The sequence below is a fragment of the Massilia sp. NBRC 108631 genome, from assembly GCF_059704565.1.
In genome coordinates this window covers 1-18,669 of sequence record NZ_BAAKJE010000105.1, presented here as the reverse complement: position 1 = coordinate 18,669, position 18,669 = coordinate 1, and the positions used below count along the sequence as shown (strand labels likewise).

Here is an 18,669-nt window from a genome sequence, read left to right as displayed (position 1 = left end):
CTCTTCTTGTTGAATCTATAAGGGCGACGGGCAATCTTGCCAGTATCTTAATCGTTAGCCCTGCCGTTTAGAGTTCTAATTCTAAAACGGGCACTATTCTACATTACATTCGGGCAAGAACCGCGCCCCAAGTGAAGCCCCCGCCGACGCCTTCCATCATGACGTTGTCGCCCTTCTTGATGCGGCCATCGCGCACGGCCTGGTCCAGCGCCAGCGGAATCGAGGCTGCCGAAGTGTTGCCGTGCTGGTCCACCGTGACGATCATCTTCTCCAGCGGCAGGCCCAGTTTCTTGGCGGTGCCGTTCATGATGCGGATGTTGGCCTGGTGCGGCACCAGCCAGTCGATCTGGCCGGGCGTCATGCCGGCGTGTTCCAGCGCCTCGTGGGCCACCTTCTCCAGCACGCTGACCGCCAGCTTGAATACCGCCGGGCCGTCCATGTACAGGTAGGAGCTGCCCGCCACCGCGCCGCCGGCCAGGCTGCCCGGCACGCTCAGGATGTCCGAATAGCGGCCGTCCGCGTGCAGCTTGGTCGCCAGGATGCCGGGCTGGTCCGAGCCGGTCATGACAATGGCGCCGGCGCCGTCGCCGAACAGCACGCAGGTGGTGCGGTCTTCGAAATTGAGGATGCGCGAGAATACTTCGGCGCCGATCACCAGCACGTTCTTGTGCACGCCGGCCTTGATGAAGGCGTCGGCGGTGGAGACGGCGTAGACGAAGCCGCTGCACACGGCTTGCACGTCCACGGCGGCGCCGTTGTTGGTCTGGCCCAGCTTGCGCTGCACGATGCAGGCGGTGCTGGGGAAGCTGCCGAAGAAATCCGGGGTGGAGCTGGCGACGATGATCAGGTCGATGTCGTCGATCTTCATGCCGGCCATCTCGAGCGCGTTGCGGGCCGCATGCACGGCCAGGTCGGACGAGGCTTGCTCAGGCTCGGCGTAGTGGCGCGCGGAAATGCCGCTGCGGCTGGAAATCCATTCGTCGGACGTCTCTATCCCCTTGGCCGCCAGCTGGGCGGTCAAGTCCTGGTTGGTCACGCGTTTTTCAGGCAGGTAGCTGCCGGTGCCAATAATTTTGCTATACAAAGTCATGCGTTTCCATCCACTTTCAGGTGACGGAGCTGGGCTCCTGTGTAGTCTCCGTGCTTCGCGGCATCAGTTCGGCAATCATGGTCGACAAATGTGCCTGCACGTCATTTTTTGCAGCATCATACGCTCGACGGATCGCCCATTCAAATGAATATGCGTCGGCTCCGCCGTGACTCTTGAACACCAGGCCGCGCAAGCCCAGCAAGCTGGCGCCATTGTAGCGGGATGGATTGAGGCGGCTCTTGATGGCCTTCAGAGCACTGCTGGCGATCAGCGCGCCCAGCATGGTGAAGATGTTGCGCTTGAATTCGGATGTCAGCACGTCCTTGAAGAAGCGCGCCACGCCTTCCACCGATTTCAAGGTGACATTGCCGACAAAGCCGTCGCACACCACCAGGTCGGTGGTGCCTTTGAAAATGTCGTTGCCTTCCACGTTGCCGTAGAAGTTGAGCGCGCCGCGCTCGTGGTCGGCCTGCAGCAGCTTGCTGGTCAGCTTGACCACTTCATTGCCCTTGATGTCCTCGGTGCCCACGTTGAGCAGGCCGATGGTGGGCCGGGCAATGCCTTCCATGGCATTGACCAGCACCGAGCCCATGATGGCGAACTGATGCAAATGGTGCGGTTCGCAGTCGACATTGGCGCCCAAGTCCAGCATATAGGTCGGGCCGCCCTTCTGGTTGGGCATGATGGAGCAGATGGCGGGACGGTCGACCCCGGCCATGGTCTTCAGCACATAGCGCGAGACGGCCATCAGGGCGCCGGTGTTGCCGGCCGAGACGGCGGCCTGGGCCTTGCCGTCCTTGACTTGCTCGACCGCCACGCGCATCGACGAATCCTTCTTGCGGCGCAGGGCGACCTCGAGCGGATCGTCCATCAGCACCTGCTCGGAGGCGTGCTGGAGGGAGATGCGCGGATGCGCCTCGGCGTGGTGCTTCTTGAGCTCGGCGCGGATGGCGTCTTCCAGGCCGACCAGGATCAGCTCGGCTTCCGCCTCACGCTTCAAAAAGGAAATGGCGGCAGGAATGGTGACAGACAGGCCGTGATCTCCGCCCATGCAGTCGATAGAAATTTTGATTGTCATTGTGGGACAAATGCGCGCCTGAAACGGATTCAGGGCTGCAGAGATGCGGGTTTGACAGGCAGGCTGCTTAGCCGCCAAGGAAAAGAAAAAAGCGGCGCCACGTCAGTAAAAACCACGTCGCACCGCTCTTATTCTTGGTAAAAACGTCGATTACTCGTCGTTTTTGGTCTTCAGCACTTTACGGCCACGGTAGAAACCGTTAGGGCTGATGTGGTGACGCAGGTGCGTTTCACCGGTGGTTGGCTCGATACCCAGTTGTGGAGCAACCAGGAAATCGTGCGAACGGTGCATACCGCGCTTGGATGGGGACTTCTTATTCTGCTGAACTGCCATGATGACTCCTAATACATAAGTTCTAAAATTCTAACACATTCGACCGGCAAATACATGCGAATCGAGTATCCCAGCGGCAAAATCTGCCGCCATCGATCTAGTGATCGACGTTCTGATGCCACTTACTACAACAATGCCAATACTCGCAACACTCGACTGCCTGCACGCGCTTTGACACGTTCTTTACAACAACTTGTTCTGTACTTATTTTTTGAGGTCTTTCAGACCTTCAAAGGGCGACTTCTTCTCGGACTGCAGAGAGTCGAGCAGCGCCGTACTCGGACATACATCGTGTTTCGGCGTGTGCGGCAGGGCCAGCAGCGCCTCATCTTCCACCAGGTACATCAGGTCCATGTCGCGGGTGCCCACGATCACGTCCACCGTTTCATCGTCGATCATCTCTTCGATTTCATCAGCTTGCTCGTCGTCCTTGCCCAGCATCAGCAGCGTCGAGGACGCCAGGTGGTGGGCGTAAGGCTGCATGCAGCGCTGGCAAACCAGCTGCACGGTGCCGTCCACGGTCAAGCGCATCTGTGGAAAGCCATGCTTGCTGACGCCGCCCGCCACCGTCCAGGTGATGGCGCCGGACGCATCCGCGCATTCCTTGGCCAAGCGGGTCATCTCTGCGACCGGCGTCACGCCGTCGCGGTTTGCCTTAGTCCGACTAAAATCAAACGCGTCGATCACAAAAGCACTCATAGCCTGCATTCCCCGGAAAACCTGCGATAATAGCAGGGTTTTCGCCCGCACGTCAAAGCCCGCGCACATTTTTGTGCAGGCTTTGCCCTAAATACACGGCGCACAGAGCATATAACAATTTCCCAGGCAGAGCCAGTAAACTAGATGCTTACCGAACAGAATTCTTCCCAGCCCCGCCTCATCCTCGCTTCCAGCTCCGCCTACCGCAAGGAACTGTTGTCCCGCCTGCAACTGCCGTTCGACGTGGCGGTGCCGGCCATCGACGAAAGTCCCCGGCCCGGCGAGACGCCGAGCGCCACCGCGCTGCGCCTGGCGCGCGAAAAAGCCGCCGCCGTGGCCGCCACCCATCCCGGCTGCCTGGTGATCGGCTCCGACCAGGTCGCCACGCTGGACGGCGAGCAGATCGGCAAGCCCGGCAACCACGCCGCCGCGCTGGCCCAGCTGCAGAAAATGCGCGGCCGCGAAGTCGTCTTCCACACCGCGCTGTGCCTGTGGGACGGCCGCATCGGCCATGCTTATATAGAAGACATCCAGACCGTGGTGAAGTTCCGCGATTTGCCGGACCGCGAGCTGGACGCCTATTTGCGCATCGAGCAGCCGTACGACTGCGCCGGCAGCGCCAAGAATGAAGCGCTGGGCATCGCCATCCTGGAACGCATCGACAGCAGCGACCCGACCGCGCTGACCGGCCTGCCGCTGATTGCCCTGACCGGCATGCTGCGCCAGGCGGGCGTCGCCTTTTTCAACACCAAATAATTCCTATGCCAGGCACCCTCTTCCTCATTCCCAACACCCTCGGCGAGACCGAGGCGCTGTCCCATGTCATTCCCGAGCATGTGCAGGCTACCACCGCCGCCCTCGGCTACTTCGTGGCGGAAAACGCCAAGACCGCGCGCGCCTTTTTGAAACTGGTGGATGCGCAGCATCGGCTGTCCCGTCCGCTGCAGGAAATCAAGATCAGCGAACTGAACGTGAACACGCCGCAGCAGGCGCTGCTGGGACTGCTGGGACCGCTGCTGGCCGGCCAGGACGCGGGCCTGGTGTCCGAGGCGGGCGTGCCGGCCGTGGCCGACCCGGGCGCCGACCTGGTGCGCCTGGCGCACCAGCACGGCATTCCGGTACGCCCGCTGGTGGGGCCGTCCTCCATCCTGCTGTCGGTCATGGCAAGCGGCCTGAACGGCCAGAGCTTCGCCTTCAACGGCTACCTGCCCACCGACGCGGCGCTGCGCGCCAAGCGCATCAAGGAGCTGGAAAGCCGTTCGCGCAACGAAAAGCAGACGCAGCTGTTCATCGAAACGCCCTACCGCAACGCGGCCATGCTGGAAGCGCTGGTGGCCAGCTGCGCCGGCGGCACCTTGATTTGCGTGGCCACCGACATCAGCCTGCCGTCCGAAACCATCCGCACCATGACGGGCGCGCAATGGAAGAGCCTGCTCACGGCGGGCAAGGCGCCGGACTTCCACAAGAAGCCCACCGTGTTCCTCATCCTGGGCCAGTAAGGCCGCCCGATGCAGCCCGCCGACCTCGCCATCTCGATCCGCAGCTATGGCGACGTCCGCTCGACGGACAAGCATGACTACGCGCAGCTGGTGCTGCCGCTGCAAGGGGCGGTCATGCTGGACATCGAGGGCAGGCAGGCCCGGCTCGATCCGCTGCGCGCAGCGTTCGTCGCGCCGGGGGCGTGGCATTCGCAGCTGGGCACCTCGCACAACCGCTCGCTGATCCTGGACATCGCCGCACCCGCATTGCCGGCCCCGCTGCGCGACCAGCTCGGCGAGCGCCCCTTCCACGCGCTGAACGCCGCCTCCGGCAAACTGGTCGAATTCATGGGCCTGATGCTGGACCAGCAAGCCGCCCCGCCCGCCGCCGTGCAGGCTTGGCTTGGACTGCTGATGGACTCGCTCACGCTCAAATCGCCCCAGCCACGCACCCGCCTGGCCGTGCTGATGGCCGCCATCAGCGCCGATCCGGGCCTGCCGTGGAGCACTGAACGCATGGCGGGACAAGCCGGCCTCAGCGTGAGCCGCTTGCACGCGCTGTTCCGCGAGGAACACCACGCCACGCCGCACGGCTGGCTGCAGGCCACGCGCATGCAGTACGCGTGCACGCTGCTGGCGCGCGGCAGCCTGCCCATCGCCGACATCGCCTGCCGCGCCGGCTTCGCCGACCAGAGCGCCCTTACCCGCGCCATGCGCAACAGCCTGGGCCAGACGCCGGCCGCGTACCGCAGGCAGGCGCAGGAGAATTTGCCTAAAAGCTGAGAGCCGGCGACAAGAGATTTCCGCGCACGCGGGGCAAGATCGCCCCAACTGCAAAGGAACTCGAATGGACTCGAATCAAGCTGGAATCAAAACGATGGGCCTGGGCATAGCCTGCGGCGTGGCGGCCGGCGCGCTGTGGGGGCTGGTGTTCCTGGCGCCCGAGCTGGCACGCGGCCACACCCCGCTGCAACTGTCCGCCGGGCGCTACCTGGCCTATGGCATTGCCGCCTGCGCGCTGATTGCGCCCTCGTGGCGCCGCCTGCGCGCCGCACTGGGCTGGCGCGACTGGCGCGCGCTGGTCTGGCTCAGCATGCTGGGCAACATCCTCTACTATCTGCTGCTGGCCAGCGCCGTCCAGCTGGGCGGCGTGGTGACGACGTCGCTGGTGATCGGCCTGCTGCCGGTGGCCGTCACCGTGATCGGCAGCCGCGAACAGGGCGCCGTTCCGCTCGCGCGCCTGGCGCCGTCCCTGCTGCTCAGCGCGGCGGGCACGGCCTGCATCGCCTGGCAAGCGCTTGCCGCGCCCCACCTGGCCGCCCGCACCACGGCAAGTGCCGCTGCTGCCGCCGCCGCCCCGGCCGCCGGCGGCGAGGCGGCAATCGGCTTGCTGTGCGCGTTCGGCGCCCTGCTCTCCTGGACCGCCTACGCCGTCGCCAACAAGCGCACGCTGGCAGCGTTGGGCCACATCAGCTCGCACGACTGGAGTTTGCTGACCGGCGTGGCCACCGGCGCGCTGGCCCTGCTGCTGGCCGTGCCCGCCTTCCTGCTGCCGCACCACGGCGCCGCTGGCGCCGCTACAGGCATGGGCGCCGCCGGCTGGCTGCGCTTCATCGCCATCGTCACGGCGGTCGGCCTGCTCTGCTCCATCGTCGGCAACGCCCTGTGGAACCGCGCCAGCCGCATACTGCCGCTCACCATGAGCGGCCAGCTCATCCTGTTCGAAACCCTGTTCGCCTTGCTCTACAGCTTCCTGTGGGAAGCGCGCTGGCCCACAGGCATGGAATGCGCCGCCGTCGCCCTGCTCTGCGCCAGCGTCCTCAGCTGCACCTCCGCCCACAGAAAGACATGATATATTCGCCAAGCTTATTGATTTCCCAAGGACACCGCATGGCCGAAACGCACCGGCTGCCTCATCGACTGCAAATCGTCGACGCCCTGCGCGGCTTCGCCCTGCTGGGCATCCTCAGCGTCAACATCTGGGCCTTCGCCGACTCGCACTTCGCCTCGCCCGCCGCCAATCCAGCTTACGTGTCCGCGCTGGACAAGGCCGTGCGCTTCCTGGCCGCACTGGTGTTCGAGACCAAGTTCTACCTGCTGTTCTCCTTCCTGTTCGGCTACAGCGTGACACTGCAGATGGACGCCGCCGCGCGCGCCCAGGCCGCCTTCCTGCCACGCATGCTGCGCCGCCAGGCGGGCCTGATCGTGCTCGGCCTGCTGCACGGCGCCCTGCTGTTCTACGGCGACATCATGTCGCTGTACGGTGCGCTCGGGCTGATCCTGCTGGCCTGCCGCCACTGGCCGCCGGAGCGCGCGGCCAAGGCGGCAATCTGGCTGCTCAGCGTGATGGGCCTGGGATGGATGCTGTTCGGGCTGCTGCTGGCCGGCGTCACCGAGGCAGCACCGCCCGACACCAGCGCCGTGCTCAAGCTGCAGGCGTTCCGCGGCAGCGCCGCCGCCACACAGGCCTACCACCTCGGCCATCTGCCGGAAATGCTGGGCATTATCCTGCTGCTGCAAGCGCCCAGCGCCATGGCGCTGTTCTTCCTCGGCTTTGCCGCCGGCCGCCTGCGCCTGTTCGAGCAGCCAGAGCTCTGCCGCGAAGCCGCGCACCGGATGCTGCGCCTTGGCCTGCCGCTGGGCCTGGCCGGTGCGCTCTGCTACGCCGCCGCGTCGACCTACGGGCCCGGCGGCTGGCTGGAGGTCATGGCCTTCGGCTTCGGCCAACTGAGCGCGCCGCTGCTGTGTTTCTCCTACGTCGCCGCCGCGCTGCTGCTGTTTGAACGGCCTGCGGGACAGCGCATCGAAGCCGCGCTGGCGGCGCTCGGCAAAATGGCGCTGAGCAACTACCTGCTGCAATCGCTGCTGCTCGGCCTGCTGTTCACCGGCTACGGCCTGCGCCTGATCGACCGCCTGCCGCCGCTGGCTGTGCTGGCCTGCGTGCCGCCGCTATACGCGCTGCAGATGCTGCTCAGCCGCTGGTGGCTGGCGCGTTACCGCTATGGCCCCGGCGAATGGCTGCTGCGCGCGGCCACGCTGGCCGCCGTCCCGCCGCTGAGCAAGTGACAAAGTGTGACTATTCCGCCGTCCCGGGCTGCTATGCTGCCCGGTAACTTGCCACAAGGAATTAGTCCATCCGCGATCGATATGGGTAACAGCCACTCAAAACGCCAGAGTTTCCTGCCGGGCCTGCTGGCCACCGGCATCACGCACGCGCTGCGCATCCCCTTGGCGGCGCCGCGCCCAGCTACTGCGCCGACAGCCGCTTCTGGCTGCTCCTGCAAGTGTTCGACATCGCCGGCGCCGCGCTGGCGGGCATCGCGCCGGCCGGCGACCGGGCGGTGGCGAGGAAGTCTTCCTGCGGGGCTTTCTGGGCAACGGGCTGCGCCGCTTCGGCGCCTCCAACGCCATCGCCATATCGCTGCTGGTGCGGCTTCTTACGCACACTTACCAGGGGCCACACGGCACCTTGAACGTGGTATGTTCGGCGCCGCCCCCGGCATGTACTTGTTCCGCACCGGCCGCCTGGTTCCGGTGATCGCTGCGCACATCCTGGCAGACGCAGCTGCCTTACTCAATACTGGAGCTTCATGATCATCCGACCGACCACCGAATCAGACTGGGAAACCCTGAAAGCCATCCGCCTGGCGGCGCTGCTGGACGCGCCAACTGCCTTTGGCGTGACGCACGCCAGCGCCGCCGCCTACACCGACGCGCAGTGGCGGGAACGCGCCTCGGGCCGCAACGGCACCGAATTCCTGCTGGCGTTCGACGGCGATGCCGCCACCGGCATGGCCGCCCGCGCCGTCAGCGCCAAGCAGGAATGCAACCTGATCGGCATGTGGGTGCGGCCGCCGTACCGGGGCACGCCGGTAGCCGCCGCGCTGGTGCGGACACTGCTGGAACGCGCCGTGGCGCAGGGGCACACGCGCGTCGTGCTCGACGTTTCACCCGGCAACCAACGCGCCGCCGCCTTCTACCGCAAGCTGGGCTTTGCCTTCCTGCCTGCATGGGAGCCGCTCGCGAGCTACCCGGACATCACCGTGCAGAAGATGGAATGGCTGTCCACCAACCCGCACAACTGAACCATGACACGACACACACTATCGGCCCTGCTTGCAGCCACCGCCGCCTTCGCCGTCGCCGCGCCGGCCCGCGCGGAACGCCTGCTCGACGAAGCCACCATACAAATCAGGAATGAGACCCGGCGCTACTACCGCTTGCATGATACCGAGGCGCCGCCGGAGGGGCCGCTGATCGTGCTGGTCAGCGGTTCCGGCTGCAACGATTTCGGCGCGCGCTTCAGCAAATACTTCGAGTCCTACCCGAAGTCGCTGGACCTGTATTTCCTCGAAAAGCCGCACATCGACAAGGGCGCCAGCGGCGAGCCCGGCACCTGTTCCGACGCCTACAAGCGCGCCGACAACCTGGGCCGGCGCGTAGCCGACACGCTGGAATTCATCGACACGCACGAACACCTGAGAAACCGGCCGCCGGGCTCGCTGGCCTTGCTGGGATTTTCCGAAGGCGGCCAGGTCGCGCCCATCGTGGCATCGCGCAGCAAGAAAGTGGGCTGGCTGGCGGTGGCGGGCGCCGGCGGCATGCGCCAAGGCGCAGGCTTCCTGCTGTTCGCCGACCGTGGCGTCGCGCCGTATGCCGAGTTTTCCAGGCCACGGCTGGAGGCCGAATTTGCAGCCATCGCCAAGGAACCGGACGCACTGGACAAGGAATTCTTCGGCCACCCCTACGCATACTGGAGCTCGCACCTGTTCCATGACCCCCTGCCGGTGTATGCGCAGCTCGACATCCCCATCGTGGTGGCCATGGGCGAGAAGGATGACAGCGAGCCGGTCGAAGCGGGCCGCCTGCTGAAGAATTACTTTGCACAGCGCCCGCAGAAGAAGTTCCAATTCATCGAATACAAGGATGCGAACCACGGCCTGCAAGCGAACGGGAAGTCCCATGCGAAGGACTTCGTGGGCAGCCTGGCGCAGTGGTTCAAGGGCGACGCCAAGGCGTTCGCGAACCAGCCGGGCAACTAAGGCATCAGCATGCGGGCGGCGTCCTCCGGCGGCACGTAGCGCTGCACCATGCGCTGCACGCTGCCGTCAGCCTGCATTTCCTTGATCAGCAAGCCCCAGCGCCTGGCGTCTTCGGCGCTGAAGTGCTTTTTGCTGATCAGCAGATTGGCCGCTTCGCGCGACAGCGCAGGCGCCCAGTCCTCTATCCTCACCTTGTCCGCGCGCAGGTAGTGCGAGTACACCAGCTGCGTGCCCAGCACCGCCTGGAAGCGTCCCGCCTTGAACATGGCGTACAACTGCTCGGTGCTGTCGATTTCATCGATGCGCGCGATATTGCGCAACTGCGCCACGAAGCCGTCAAACGGCTTGCCCGGAAAGTGGCCGCGCGCCACGCCGAGGCGCAGGTTGGGGCTGGCGATGAAGTCGGCCGGCGAGCGGATGGCGGGGCTCACGTCCTTGCTCAGGATGATCATGTTTTTCATCCAGAGATAGGGAACCGCATGCGCGAACACCTTGCGCTCGGCGGTGGCAATGGCGGACAAGGTCATATCCACCCTGCCGGCCTGCATCTCCTGCCAGATGCGGCCGCGCATCATCACCTTGTATTCAAAGCGGCAGCCGCTGCGCGCCGACAGCAATTCCGCCACGTCCTTGTCCAGCCCGGCGCCGGCACGGTAGAAGCCGCCGAATTCATACAGGCCGAACACGATGGGGCGCGGCGGGCAGGCCGGGCCGTCCTTGACCTGGGCCAAGGCGGCGGGGGCCAGCATCATGCAAAGCAGTGCGCAGACGGCCATGCGCACCGAAGCTGGCAATCGGCTAGCGGCAGTGCGGCGCGTGGGCTGGCGGCGTGGCGAAGACATGGCGGCGCCGCAGCGTCAGTGCACGCCGCTGGTGTAGTCGTTCACCCAGTCGAAGGCGGCCACCTGGATGGCGTACAGTTCGGCCGGCGACAGGTTCATGTCCTGCAGCATGCGGCCCAGCATGGCCGGCTCGCCGGCCTCCTCCAGCCGCTCGATGTGTTCAATCAGCGTCAGCATGCGGCCATAGTCTCCGTCACGCGCCAGCAAGGCGCCGCGCACTTCGTCCAGCACGTTGACGCTGTCCAGGATCTCGTCCATCTTCACCGAAAACAAGGTGTCCATCAGCGACATCACGCCCACCGTGAAGCCGATATCGGCGCTGGTGCGCTGGCCGGGCCGCAAGCGCTCGACGATCAGTTCGAGCGTCTTGCCGCGGGTGGTGGCCATCTGCAGCAGCGGCGAATCGAATTCCGGCTTCTGGCCGGTGCGCACGTACAGCAGGATTTGCAGCCAGCGCTGCAGCTGGCGCCGTCCCAGCACGATGAGCGCGTGGCCGACCGAGTTGATGCGGAAGCGCGCGCCCACCGCCGGCGTGTTCACCAGCCGCAGCAGGTTCAGGGTGATCAGCGGATCGTGCTTGACGCTGCGCTCGAGCTCGCGCTGGTCGGCGTCCGAACCGAGCAGGTTCAGCAGATTGAGGATGGACAGCTGCGACGGCGTGATTTTCTTCCCGCTCAGGATCACGGGGCGCGCGAAATAATAACCCTGGAAGTACTCGAAGCCCAGGTCCATGCATTGCTGGAACTCCTCCACCGTCTCGACCTTTTCGGCCAGCAGTTTCTGGTGCGAGTTGCGCATGGAACCGGCCAGCGCGGACAGGCGCGCGGGCTGCATGTGGTGGATGTCGACCTTGATCACGTCCATCATCGGCTGCAGCTTGCTCACATCCTCGGATTCCGACACCACGTCGTCCAGCGCGAAGCGGAAGCCGGCTTCCTTCAGCTCGCGCACGCGTTCCAGCACGTCCGGCGTGGCCTGTACGGTTTCCAGGATTTCGAGGATGACTTTGTCGTTCGGCAGGAAGCGGATGAAGTCGCTCATCAGGCCCACCTTGTCGACATTGACGAAGGCCATCTGGTCGCCCACCACCTGCCCCATGCCCAGTTCGGAGGCGTGGGCGATCACGGTGGCGGTGGCGGCGGCGTCATCGGTGACGTCCGCCTTGTCGGTGTCGGCGTTACGGAACAGCAGCTCGTATGCGACCAGGCGCTGGCTGCGGTTGAGGATGGGCTGGCGCGCCAGGTAGAAATGGTTGGCGAGCGCAGGCGCGATCTGTAGCGGCGAAGCGATGGTCATGGGCTACCCCAATCTGCGGCGGTATGGTAAGACTATACCTATCGATACAGTCTTGCCAACATTTATTGTCGCGAATTACGGGCGGCGCGGTTTGGTGTTGCGCGGCGTGCTCGTGCGTGGACCATCGGTGCCCAGCTTGGCTGCCGGCTTGGCGCCGGCCGGACGGCTGTAGCTGGCGCCGGGCGAGCCGGGACGGCCGGTGCCTGTGCCTGGCGTGCCGGGACGTGACGACGTGCGCAGGCTGCCGCGCGGCGCGGTCGGGGCGTTGTTGCCGCGCAGGCTGCCGCCCGGGCCGATGGCGCGCGGCGAGATCGGCGCGCGCAGGCCGCCGCGCGGATTGTTCTCCGCTTGCTGCAGCGACGCCGCGCGCGGCGCGGTGGCGGCGTTGCCCGACTCCAGCACGAAGCTGGCGCCGGCATCTTCGCCCAGCACTTCCACCAGGTAGGGCATCACTTCCTTCAACGTGGCTTCCAAGGTGAAAGGCGGGTTGACGATGAACATGCCGCTGCTGTGCAGGCCGCCGAAGCCGTCCGGGCCCGGCGTGCGGATGGTCAGCGTGACATTCAGCCATTCGGTGCCCTTGATGTGCTTCATGCGCTCGGCGAAATTGCGCGCCTCGATACGCTGCAGGATGGGGTACCAGATGGCGTAAGTCCCGGCCGGGAAGCGCCTGGTGGCATCGTTCAGCATGTCCACCACTTTGCGGTAGTCCTGCTTGTCCTCGTACGGCGGGTCGCACAGCACGACGGCGCGGCGCGACGGCGGCGGCAGCAGGCCTTTCAGTTCCTGGAAGCCGTCGCCGCGCGTGACCAGCACGCGCTTGCCGCGCACGGTGGAGCGCACGCCCTGCGCGGCCTTGTGTTCGTCGAGCTTGCGGAAGTTGTCGGTCAGGATCTTGGAATCGGCCGGGTGCAGTTCGTACAGGCGCAGCCGGTCCTGCTCGCGCGCTACCTGGTCGGCGCAGTACGGCGAGCCGGGGTAGTAGCGCATCTTGCCGCTCGGGTTCATGGACTTGATCAGGTCCACGTATTCAGCCAGCGCCGCCGGCATGTCGGTGCGTTCCCACAGCGGGCCGATGCCGGTTTCGTATTCAGCGTTCTTGGACGCAAAATTGCCGTCCAGCGCATACACGCCCGCGCCGGCATGGGTGTCGATGTAGCTGTAGGCGGTGTCCTTCTGGTTCATATACTGAAGCAGCTGGACCAGCACGAAATGCTTGAGCACATCGGCGTGGTTGCCGGCGTGGAAGGCGTGGCGGTAACTGAACATGGTGTGGGGATTTCCTTAAAGATGATGCTGCAAGGGTGCATTATACCTAAGGAGTCCCCGGTTACCGGCTTACGCGACCTTCTGCGGCGGGTCGAAGCACCGCTCGTCTTCATGGGAACCGTGCAGCGCGGCGATCGGATTCCGGCATTGCCGGATGGCCCGGGCCACCGCGTCGACGTATCCGGCGCCCACTTCGCGCTGGTGCCTGCCGGGGGCGAAGCCCTTGGCGGCGGCGGCAAATTCGGCCTCTTGCAGTTCCACGAAGGCCGGCATCTGGCGCCGCGCGTAGCCGTGCGCGAGATTGAACATCCCGTAGTTGAGCGCGTGGAAGCCGGCCTGCGTGACGAACTGGAAGGCGTAGCCCATGGCGCCCAGCTCCTTCTGGAATTTGGCGATGGTGGCGTCGTCCAGGTGCTTTTTCCAGTTGAACGATGGCGAGCAGTTATAGGCCAGCATCTTGCCGGGGAACTTGTCGTGCACGGCATCGGCGAACCGCTTGGCGAATACCAGATCCGGTTTGCCGGTTTCGCAGCACACCAGGTCGGCGTACGGCGCGTAGGCCAGCGCGCGCGCCACCGCCTGGTCAAGGCCGGGACGCACCTTGTAAAAGCCTTCCACGGTGCGCTCGCCGGTGCAGAACGGCTGGTCGTTGCCATCCACGTCCGAGCTCAGCAAGTCGGCCGCGGCGTCGGTGCGGGCGACCAGCAAGGTGGGCGTGCCCATCACGTCCGCCGCGAGGCGCGCGGCGGCCAGCTTGTCCACGGCCTCGCGGGTCGGCACCAGGACCTTGCCGCCGCAAGCCAGCAGGTCCCCCAGATGCACGCCGGCGACGCCGGCCTCTATCATGGCCTTCGTCAGCTGGTAGGTGTTCAGGGCGCCGCCGGAACCGGCTTCGGCATCGGCGACGATAGGGACGAAAAAGTCGATCTCGCTGCTGCCTTCGGACCACTGCTGCTGGTCGGCCTGCTGCAAGGTGCTGTTGATGCGGTGCACAGCCGCAGGCGCCGGGTCGGCCGGATACGGCGGCTGGTCCAGCGGCGTTTCGCAGGACAGGTGGATGGCTCTCAGTCCAGCCCTAACCTGCTGCATGGCCTGGCTGCCGGTTTGCGCGCCGAGGGCGCTGACGAACGGTTCACGGTTGAGCAGTTCCCACAGTTTTTCAGCGCCGCGCTGGGCCAGGGTATGCTCGATTTTCAGCGAACCGCGCAGGCGGACCACGTCGCAGGCCGTGTAGCGGCGGGCGATACCCTTCCAGCGCGGATTGCTGCCCCATTCCATTTGCAGCGCCGCCGCCTGCTGTTCACGAGTTGCCATGATGCTCTCCTATCGATGTAATTCTTTAGCTACATCATAGGATGGATTGTTCAATGCAGCATCTCTCTTCTATAAGACAAATAATCAGAAAAAAATGCTTTGGGATCAGTCGCTTAGCTACGCCTTTTCATGTGGCGGAAAGATATTCCTTGTCATGAAAGCGCCGCACTGATGCGCCGCCGCATGCCATTCCACATGATGAAACAGTTTTTGCGCAGCGTGAAAAGATGCCGTTTACGCCTCAAACTTTCCAAATTGAAATGGAAGTTATCATAAGAAAACACAATGGGACAATTGGAGAGAGTCTGCTAATCTGAAGATACTTTAAAAACCACAGCAGCCTGGCGCCGCGTGGAACCGGATGATGTCGACGCTGAAAGCGGTATCCGGTTGCTACGGCGTGGGGCTAGGCCCGTGCCGCCGCTTGTCCGGACAAGCGGCATGCGCGAATCGGCCGCAGCGTCGCCTCGACGCGTGCGGCCATTTCTTTTCTGGCTGGCCCAACAGCTCGCGGGGCGCCGCCCCGTCGAACAGCTTCTCCAGCCAGTCTTGCAACTCCTGCAGGCTGGACGCGGGGCGGCAGGGTCAGGCGAGCTGTTTTTGCGAGACCAGGATGCCGTCGGCGTCGGCGTAGATCCAATCGCCGGGGCTGACGGCCACGCCGCTGATCTGGACGCGCACGTCGCGCGCGCCGTCGCCGTGCTTGGAGCTTTTTTGCGGATGGGCGCCCAGCGCGCGCACGCCCACGGCGCAAGCGTTAATTTCGTCAACGTCGCGGATGCAGCCGTGCACCACGATGCCGGACCAGCCGTTGTTCTGCGCCAGCAGCCCCAACTGGCCGCCCACCAGCGCGCGGCGCAGGCTGCCGCCGCCGTCCACCACCAGCACGTTGCCGTTGCCCTGGGTCTCCAGCGTGCTGCGCACCAGCGCATTGTCTTCGAAGACCTTCAGCGTGGTGGCGCGGCCGCTGAATTTCTTGTGCTGGCCGTAGTGCTGGTACACGGGCGGCAGCACGGCCAGCGTGCCGTCTTCCAGCAGCTCGGCATTGTCGTCGCACAGGTCGGTGGTGGCAAAGTTCATGGCGTCTCCGGCTGGTTGGCAATTGATGGGTGATTCTAAGCCTTTTGCAGGCGCACCGCGCGGGTGTTGCTGCCCACGCCCACCGCAGTGGCGATCGCCAGCGCCTGGAACAGGCCGATGAATACGAACACCCAGGACGGATGATGCGCGTCCATCAGCGCGCCGAACACCAGCGGGCCGACCGACAGGCCGCTGTCCAGCCCCGAATACACCACGCCGAACACGCGGCCGGTGGCATTCGGCGGCGCGGCGGCGCGGATCAGCAGGTCGCGCGACGGGCCGGCAATGCCGGACGCGAAGCCGACCGCGCCCATCAGCACCACGGCCATCCAGGCGGGAACCAACGCCAGCGCCAGCACGATCGCCAGCGCGGCGGCGCTGCCGAAGGCAACGGTGATGGTACGGTCGTGGTTGCTGCTGCGCGCGCCGAGAAAGCCGCCCAGCGCCATGCCCGCCGCCGATGCCGCCATATAGGCCGTATAGGCGGAGGTGGCCCAGCCCAGCGACATGCCGTACAGGTCCACCAGCGCGGTGGAGGCGAAGCTCTGGATGCCGGCCAGCGCCAGCGCGGTAATGAAGAAGAAGGCAAAGCACATCCACACAGATTGCAGGCGCAGGAAGGCCAGCGAGCCGCCCGCCGGCTGTCCGGGCGCGGCTTTCACGATGGGATCGGGCCGCAGCGCGTGGCGGTTCAGAAACAGCAGCGCGAGCACGATGAAGGGCAGCGCGGCGGCGCACAGCAGCGCGGTGCGCCAGCTTGACATGGCGGTGACGAAGGTCATGAAGATGGGCGACAGCGCCCAGCCGATATTGCCGCTGATGCCGTGCACCGAGAAGCCGTGCGCCAGCCGCGCCTTGGACACGCGCTGGTTCAGCAGCGTGTAGTCGGCCGGGTGGAACACGCTGTTGCCGACGCCGGCCAGCATGGCGCCGGCCAGCAGCATGGTGTAGTTGGGCGCGGCGGCCAGCGCCAGCGCGGACACGCCCAGCAGCGCGATGCCCGAGCACAGCACGGCGCGCGCGCCGAACCGGTCGACCACGAAGCCGGCCAGGGCCTGGCCGATGCCGGAGACGACGAAAAACACCGTCATCAGCAAGCCCAGCTCGGCGTACGACAGGTTGAATTCGGGTTTGAGCCAGGGGAACAGCGCAGCCAGGATCAGGTGGTAAAAGTGCGAGATGCCGTGCGCCACGCCGACCAGGCCGATCACGCGCGCATCCTGCCGCAAGCTTGCGGTGCTCATAAGGACTCCATGGATGGGTATGCAGAGCCCAGTGTAGCAATCCGGCGGCGGCTGATTTAAGATAGGCGGACATCTTTTGTCGCAATCCTGCCAAGGCCCGCCCATGCACATCCCGATTGTCACCCACACCAACCATTATCATCCTCGCAACGAACCGAGCGATGCGCGGCCGGTGACGCTGCGCGCGCGCGACCTGGAGGCGGCCGAATTCATGGCGCCGCACAGCCACGAATGGGGCCAGGTGACCTATGCGCTGGAAGGCGTGGTTCGCGTGACGGCCAACAATAGCAGCTGGATCGTGCCGCCTCTGCGGGCCATCTGGATCGCGCCGCACGTGGAGCACGCGGTGACGGTGCTGGAGAAGGCGCGCCTGCGGCCGCTGTGCGTGCTGGCTGCGCGCGCGCCATTCGCGGGCACGGAATGCAAGGTGCTGGAGGTGTCGGGCCTGCTGCGCGAGCTGATTGTGGCGCTGGAGCAGCTCGACCTGGGCAAGGAGACTGCGCGCGAGCCGCTGCTGGCAGAGTTGATCCTCGACGAGCTGGCGCGGTCGGCCACGCGCCCGATCCGCGTGCCGCTGCCGGAGGACAAGCGCCTGAAAATGCTGTGCGCGGCGCTGATGGACGACCCGGCCTCGCCGCAGACGCTGGAACATTGGGCGCGCCAGGTGGGCGCTTCCGAGCGCACGCTGGCACGCCTGTTCGAACGCGACCTGGGGCTGACCTTCGGCCAATGGCGCCAGCAGGTGCGGCTGGCACACGCGGCGCCGCTGATCGCGCGCGGCCTGCCGATGGCGCAAGTGGCCGAGCAATTGGGCTACACCAGCCAATCGGCGTTTTCGGCCATGTTCAAGAAGACCTTCGGCACCACGCCGTCCGCGTTCTTTACGTAAGCCGCCGGCTAGGCCAATTCATCGAGCAGGCTGCGGGCCAGGCGCAGGTCGCGCGTGGCGTGGCCTTCGCTGTAGCGGCTGTAGATGGCCTCCAGCGGCGCGCGCGCCTCCAGGCGCCGCTGCTGCGACCAGCGCAAGCGCGCCAGGCTGGTGGCCGCGCGCAGCTGCCAGGCGCCAGCGCCCTGCTCCGCCGCGATGGTCAGCGCACGCTCGAACAGTTGTTCGGCTTGCGCGTCCGAACCGGCCTGGCACAGGGTTTCCCCCCAGCTGCGCAGCACTTCGGCGCGGCTCCAGCCCGCGCTGCCGCCCTCGGCGCGCGCGATCGCCCGCGCCGACAGCAGGCGCGGATGCAGCGTCGCCAGCACGTCCACCTGCAGATCGCCGCAATGCCGGTCCTGCTGCAAGGCGAACAGTTCGTCGTCCTGCGGCGGGTGGCGGCCATGCAGCAGGCGCTGCGCCAGCGCGTGGCCCCGGCCCCAGAAATGCCATTGCGGCAGCGCGCAGCGGTGCGAGTGATCCAGCATCAGCGCGGCGTAGCGCTGGCCGTCCGCCTCGTCGCCGCACCAGGTGGACACGGTGCACGCGACCAGCACGGCGAAGCACAGCGAGATGCCGTGCCCGGCCCTCTGCCCTTCCTCCACGCAGCCGCGCGCCACTGCCATGGCCTGCTCCGGGTAACCTTGCAGCCACAGCACGCGGGCGTGAATGGCCATGCTGGATATGCGCTGGTCGAACTGGAAGCCGCGTCCCTGCGACAGGCGCATGCTGTCCAGCGGATGGTGCACCACGAACTCGATGTGGCTGCGCGCGAGATCCTGGTGGCCGAGATAATGCATGGTGCGCGCCAGCATGCGGGCGTGCGCCAGTTTGTGCACTTCCCCGCCGGCGCTGGCGGCCGCCGCGCCGAAGCGCTCCGCGTAGCCCAATGCCAGCTGGTAGTCGCCGTTGAAAATGGCATCAACAAAGCAGCCCCACAGCGCGCCCATGCGGCTGGGGTTGTCGCCGATCTGCTGCG

19 protein-coding genes are annotated in these 18,669 nt (G+C 65.6%); 8 read left to right on the top strand and 11 right to left on the bottom strand.

What is annotated here, in order from left to right:
- Positions 1-103 precede the first annotated feature (103 nt).
- The 4 genes from AC6H42_RS12390 to AC6H42_RS12375 all read right to left on the bottom strand — a co-directional run bounded on the left by AC6H42_RS12390 (position 104) and on the right by AC6H42_RS12375 (position 3,200).
- Positions 104-1,090, bottom strand: a complete 987-nt coding sequence (locus tag AC6H42_RS12390) for a beta-ketoacyl-ACP synthase III (protein ID WP_057158024.1) — start codon at positions 1,088-1,090, stop codon at positions 104-106.
- A 16-nt stretch (positions 1,091-1,106) separates the two neighbouring features.
- Positions 1,107-2,168, bottom strand: a complete 1,062-nt coding sequence (gene plsX / locus AC6H42_RS12385; protein WP_057158023.1) for a phosphate acyltransferase PlsX — start codon at positions 2,166-2,168, stop codon at positions 1,107-1,109.
- Positions 2,169-2,318: 150 nt separating this feature from the next.
- Entirely contained in the window at positions 2,319-2,501 is a 183-nt protein-coding gene (gene rpmF, locus AC6H42_RS12380; protein WP_008449924.1) for a 50S ribosomal protein L32, read from the bottom strand.
- A gap of 204 nt (positions 2,502-2,705) precedes the next feature.
- A complete protein-coding gene (locus AC6H42_RS12375) occupies positions 2,706-3,200 on the bottom strand; it encodes a YceD family protein (protein ID WP_057158022.1) in 495 nt (164 codons plus the stop codon).
- 144 nt (positions 3,201-3,344) lie between these two features.
- Between AC6H42_RS12375 and AC6H42_RS12370 the strand changes: the two genes are divergently transcribed.
- The 7 genes from AC6H42_RS12370 to AC6H42_RS12340 all read left to right on the top strand — a co-directional run bounded on the left by AC6H42_RS12370 (position 3,345) and on the right by AC6H42_RS12340 (position 9,720).
- Positions 3,345-3,956, top strand: a complete 612-nt coding sequence (locus tag AC6H42_RS12370) for a Maf-like protein (RefSeq protein WP_057158021.1) — start codon at positions 3,345-3,347, stop codon at positions 3,954-3,956.
- 5 nt (positions 3,957-3,961) lie between these two features.
- The gene (locus tag AC6H42_RS12365) at positions 3,962-4,699 is read left to right on the top strand and encodes an SAM-dependent methyltransferase (RefSeq protein WP_497548165.1); all 738 of its coding nucleotides are present in this window, start codon (positions 3,962-3,964) and stop codon (positions 4,697-4,699) included.
- A 9-nt stretch (positions 4,700-4,708) separates the two neighbouring features.
- A complete protein-coding gene (locus tag AC6H42_RS12360; protein WP_497548164.1) occupies positions 4,709-5,461 on the top strand; it encodes a helix-turn-helix transcriptional regulator in 753 nt (250 codons plus the stop codon).
- A gap of 64 nt (positions 5,462-5,525) precedes the next feature.
- Positions 5,526-6,530: a DMT family transporter gene (locus tag AC6H42_RS12355; RefSeq protein ID WP_497548163.1), complete on the top strand. Its 1,005-nt coding sequence runs from the start codon at positions 5,526-5,528 to the stop codon at positions 6,528-6,530.
- Positions 6,531-6,568: 38 nt separating this feature from the next.
- Entirely contained in the window at positions 6,569-7,744 is a 1,176-nt protein-coding gene (locus tag AC6H42_RS12350) for a DUF418 domain-containing protein (protein ID WP_497548162.1), read from the top strand.
- Between the two features lie 524 nt (positions 7,745-8,268).
- The gene (locus tag AC6H42_RS12345) at positions 8,269-8,763 is read left to right on the top strand and encodes a GNAT family N-acetyltransferase (protein ID WP_082552163.1); all 495 of its coding nucleotides are present in this window, start codon (positions 8,269-8,271) and stop codon (positions 8,761-8,763) included.
- A 3-nt stretch (positions 8,764-8,766) separates the two neighbouring features.
- A complete protein-coding gene (locus AC6H42_RS12340; protein WP_497548161.1) occupies positions 8,767-9,720 on the top strand; it encodes an alpha/beta hydrolase family protein in 954 nt (317 codons plus the stop codon).
- Here the strand turns inward: AC6H42_RS12340 and AC6H42_RS12335 are convergent.
- The 6 genes from AC6H42_RS12335 to AC6H42_RS12310 form a co-directional block, all read right to left on the bottom strand.
- Positions 9,717-10,562 carry a substrate-binding periplasmic protein gene (locus AC6H42_RS12335; RefSeq protein WP_082552162.1) on the bottom strand — a complete coding sequence of 282 codons (846 nt, stop codon included), beginning with the start codon at positions 10,560-10,562 and terminating at the stop codon, positions 9,717-9,719. The genes AC6H42_RS12340 and AC6H42_RS12335 overlap by 4 nt on opposite strands.
- Before the next feature lie 15 nt (positions 10,563-10,577).
- A complete protein-coding gene (locus AC6H42_RS12330) occupies positions 10,578-11,858 on the bottom strand; it encodes an EAL and HDOD domain-containing protein (protein ID WP_057158013.1) in 1,281 nt (426 codons plus the stop codon).
- 75 nt (positions 11,859-11,933) lie between these two features.
- Positions 11,934-13,127, bottom strand: a complete 1,194-nt coding sequence (locus AC6H42_RS12325; RefSeq protein WP_497548160.1) for a 23S rRNA (adenine(2030)-N(6))-methyltransferase RlmJ — start codon at positions 13,125-13,127, stop codon at positions 11,934-11,936.
- Between the two features lie 69 nt (positions 13,128-13,196).
- Entirely contained in the window at positions 13,197-14,441 is a 1,245-nt protein-coding gene (aceA, locus tag AC6H42_RS12320; protein WP_497548159.1) for an isocitrate lyase, read from the bottom strand.
- 585 nt (positions 14,442-15,026) lie between these two features.
- The gene (gene rraA / locus AC6H42_RS12315) at positions 15,027-15,521 is read right to left on the bottom strand and encodes a ribonuclease E activity regulator RraA (protein ID WP_057158010.1); all 495 of its coding nucleotides are present in this window, start codon (positions 15,519-15,521) and stop codon (positions 15,027-15,029) included.
- A gap of 35 nt (positions 15,522-15,556) precedes the next feature.
- Entirely contained in the window at positions 15,557-16,765 is a 1,209-nt protein-coding gene (locus tag AC6H42_RS12310) for an MFS transporter (protein WP_497548158.1), read from the bottom strand.
- Positions 16,766-16,868: 103 nt separating this feature from the next.
- On the opposite strand from AC6H42_RS12310, the gene AC6H42_RS12305 reads away from it, so the two are divergent.
- A complete protein-coding gene (locus AC6H42_RS12305; RefSeq protein WP_057158008.1) occupies positions 16,869-17,654 on the top strand; it encodes an AraC family transcriptional regulator in 786 nt (261 codons plus the stop codon).
- Between the two features lie 8 nt (positions 17,655-17,662).
- Here AC6H42_RS12305 and AC6H42_RS12300 read toward each other — a convergent pair.
- Positions 17,663-18,669 (bottom strand): hypothetical protein (locus tag AC6H42_RS12300; protein WP_497548157.1); only part of this gene is annotated, 1,007 nt, incomplete at its 5' end.

What these genes read in the sequence shown, in the direction of transcription:
- plsX (WP_057158023.1), bottom strand. Translation starts at nt 2,168, where the DNA reads ATGACAATCAAAATTTCTATCGACTGCATGGGCGGAGATCACGGCCTG.
- AC6H42_RS12370 (WP_057158021.1), top strand. Translation starts at nt 3,345, where the DNA reads ATGCTTACCGAACAGAATTCTTCCCAGCCCCGCCTCATCCTCGCTTCC.
- AC6H42_RS12350 (WP_497548162.1), top strand. Translation starts at nt 6,569, where the DNA reads ATGGCCGAAACGCACCGGCTGCCTCATCGACTGCAAATCGTCGACGCC.
- AC6H42_RS12335 (WP_082552162.1), bottom strand. Translation starts at nt 10,562, where the DNA reads ATGTCTTCGCCACGCCGCCAGCCCACGCGCCGCACTGCCGCTAGCCGA.
- AC6H42_RS12355 (WP_497548163.1), top strand. Translation starts at nt 5,526, where the DNA reads ATGGACTCGAATCAAGCTGGAATCAAAACGATGGGCCTGGGCATAGCC.
- AC6H42_RS12345 (WP_082552163.1), top strand. Translation starts at nt 8,269, where the DNA reads ATGATCATCCGACCGACCACCGAATCAGACTGGGAAACCCTGAAAGCC.
- AC6H42_RS12365 (WP_497548165.1), top strand. Translation starts at nt 3,962, where the DNA reads ATGCCAGGCACCCTCTTCCTCATTCCCAACACCCTCGGCGAGACCGAG.
- aceA (WP_497548159.1), bottom strand. Translation starts at nt 14,441, where the DNA reads ATGGCAACTCGTGAACAGCAGGCGGCGGCGCTGCAAATGGAATGGGGC.
- AC6H42_RS12360 (WP_497548164.1), top strand. Translation starts at nt 4,709, where the DNA reads ATGCAGCCCGCCGACCTCGCCATCTCGATCCGCAGCTATGGCGACGTC.
- AC6H42_RS12330 (WP_057158013.1), bottom strand. Translation starts at nt 11,858, where the DNA reads ATGACCATCGCTTCGCCGCTACAGATCGCGCCTGCGCTCGCCAACCAT.
- AC6H42_RS12390 (WP_057158024.1), bottom strand. Translation starts at nt 1,090, where the DNA reads ATGACTTTGTATAGCAAAATTATTGGCACCGGCAGCTACCTGCCTGAA.
- AC6H42_RS12305 (WP_057158008.1), top strand. Translation starts at nt 16,869, where the DNA reads ATGCACATCCCGATTGTCACCCACACCAACCATTATCATCCTCGCAAC.
- AC6H42_RS12325 (WP_497548160.1), bottom strand. Translation starts at nt 13,127, where the DNA reads ATGTTCAGTTACCGCCACGCCTTCCACGCCGGCAACCACGCCGATGTG.
- AC6H42_RS12310 (WP_497548158.1), bottom strand. Translation starts at nt 16,765, where the DNA reads ATGAGCACCGCAAGCTTGCGGCAGGATGCGCGCGTGATCGGCCTGGTC.
- rraA (WP_057158010.1), bottom strand. Translation starts at nt 15,521, where the DNA reads ATGAACTTTGCCACCACCGACCTGTGCGACGACAATGCCGAGCTGCTG.
- AC6H42_RS12375 (WP_057158022.1), bottom strand. Translation starts at nt 3,200, where the DNA reads ATGAGTGCTTTTGTGATCGACGCGTTTGATTTTAGTCGGACTAAGGCA.
- AC6H42_RS12340 (WP_497548161.1), top strand. Translation starts at nt 8,767, where the DNA reads ATGACACGACACACACTATCGGCCCTGCTTGCAGCCACCGCCGCCTTC.
- rpmF (WP_008449924.1), bottom strand. Translation starts at nt 2,501, where the DNA reads ATGGCAGTTCAGCAGAATAAGAAGTCCCCATCCAAGCGCGGTATGCAC.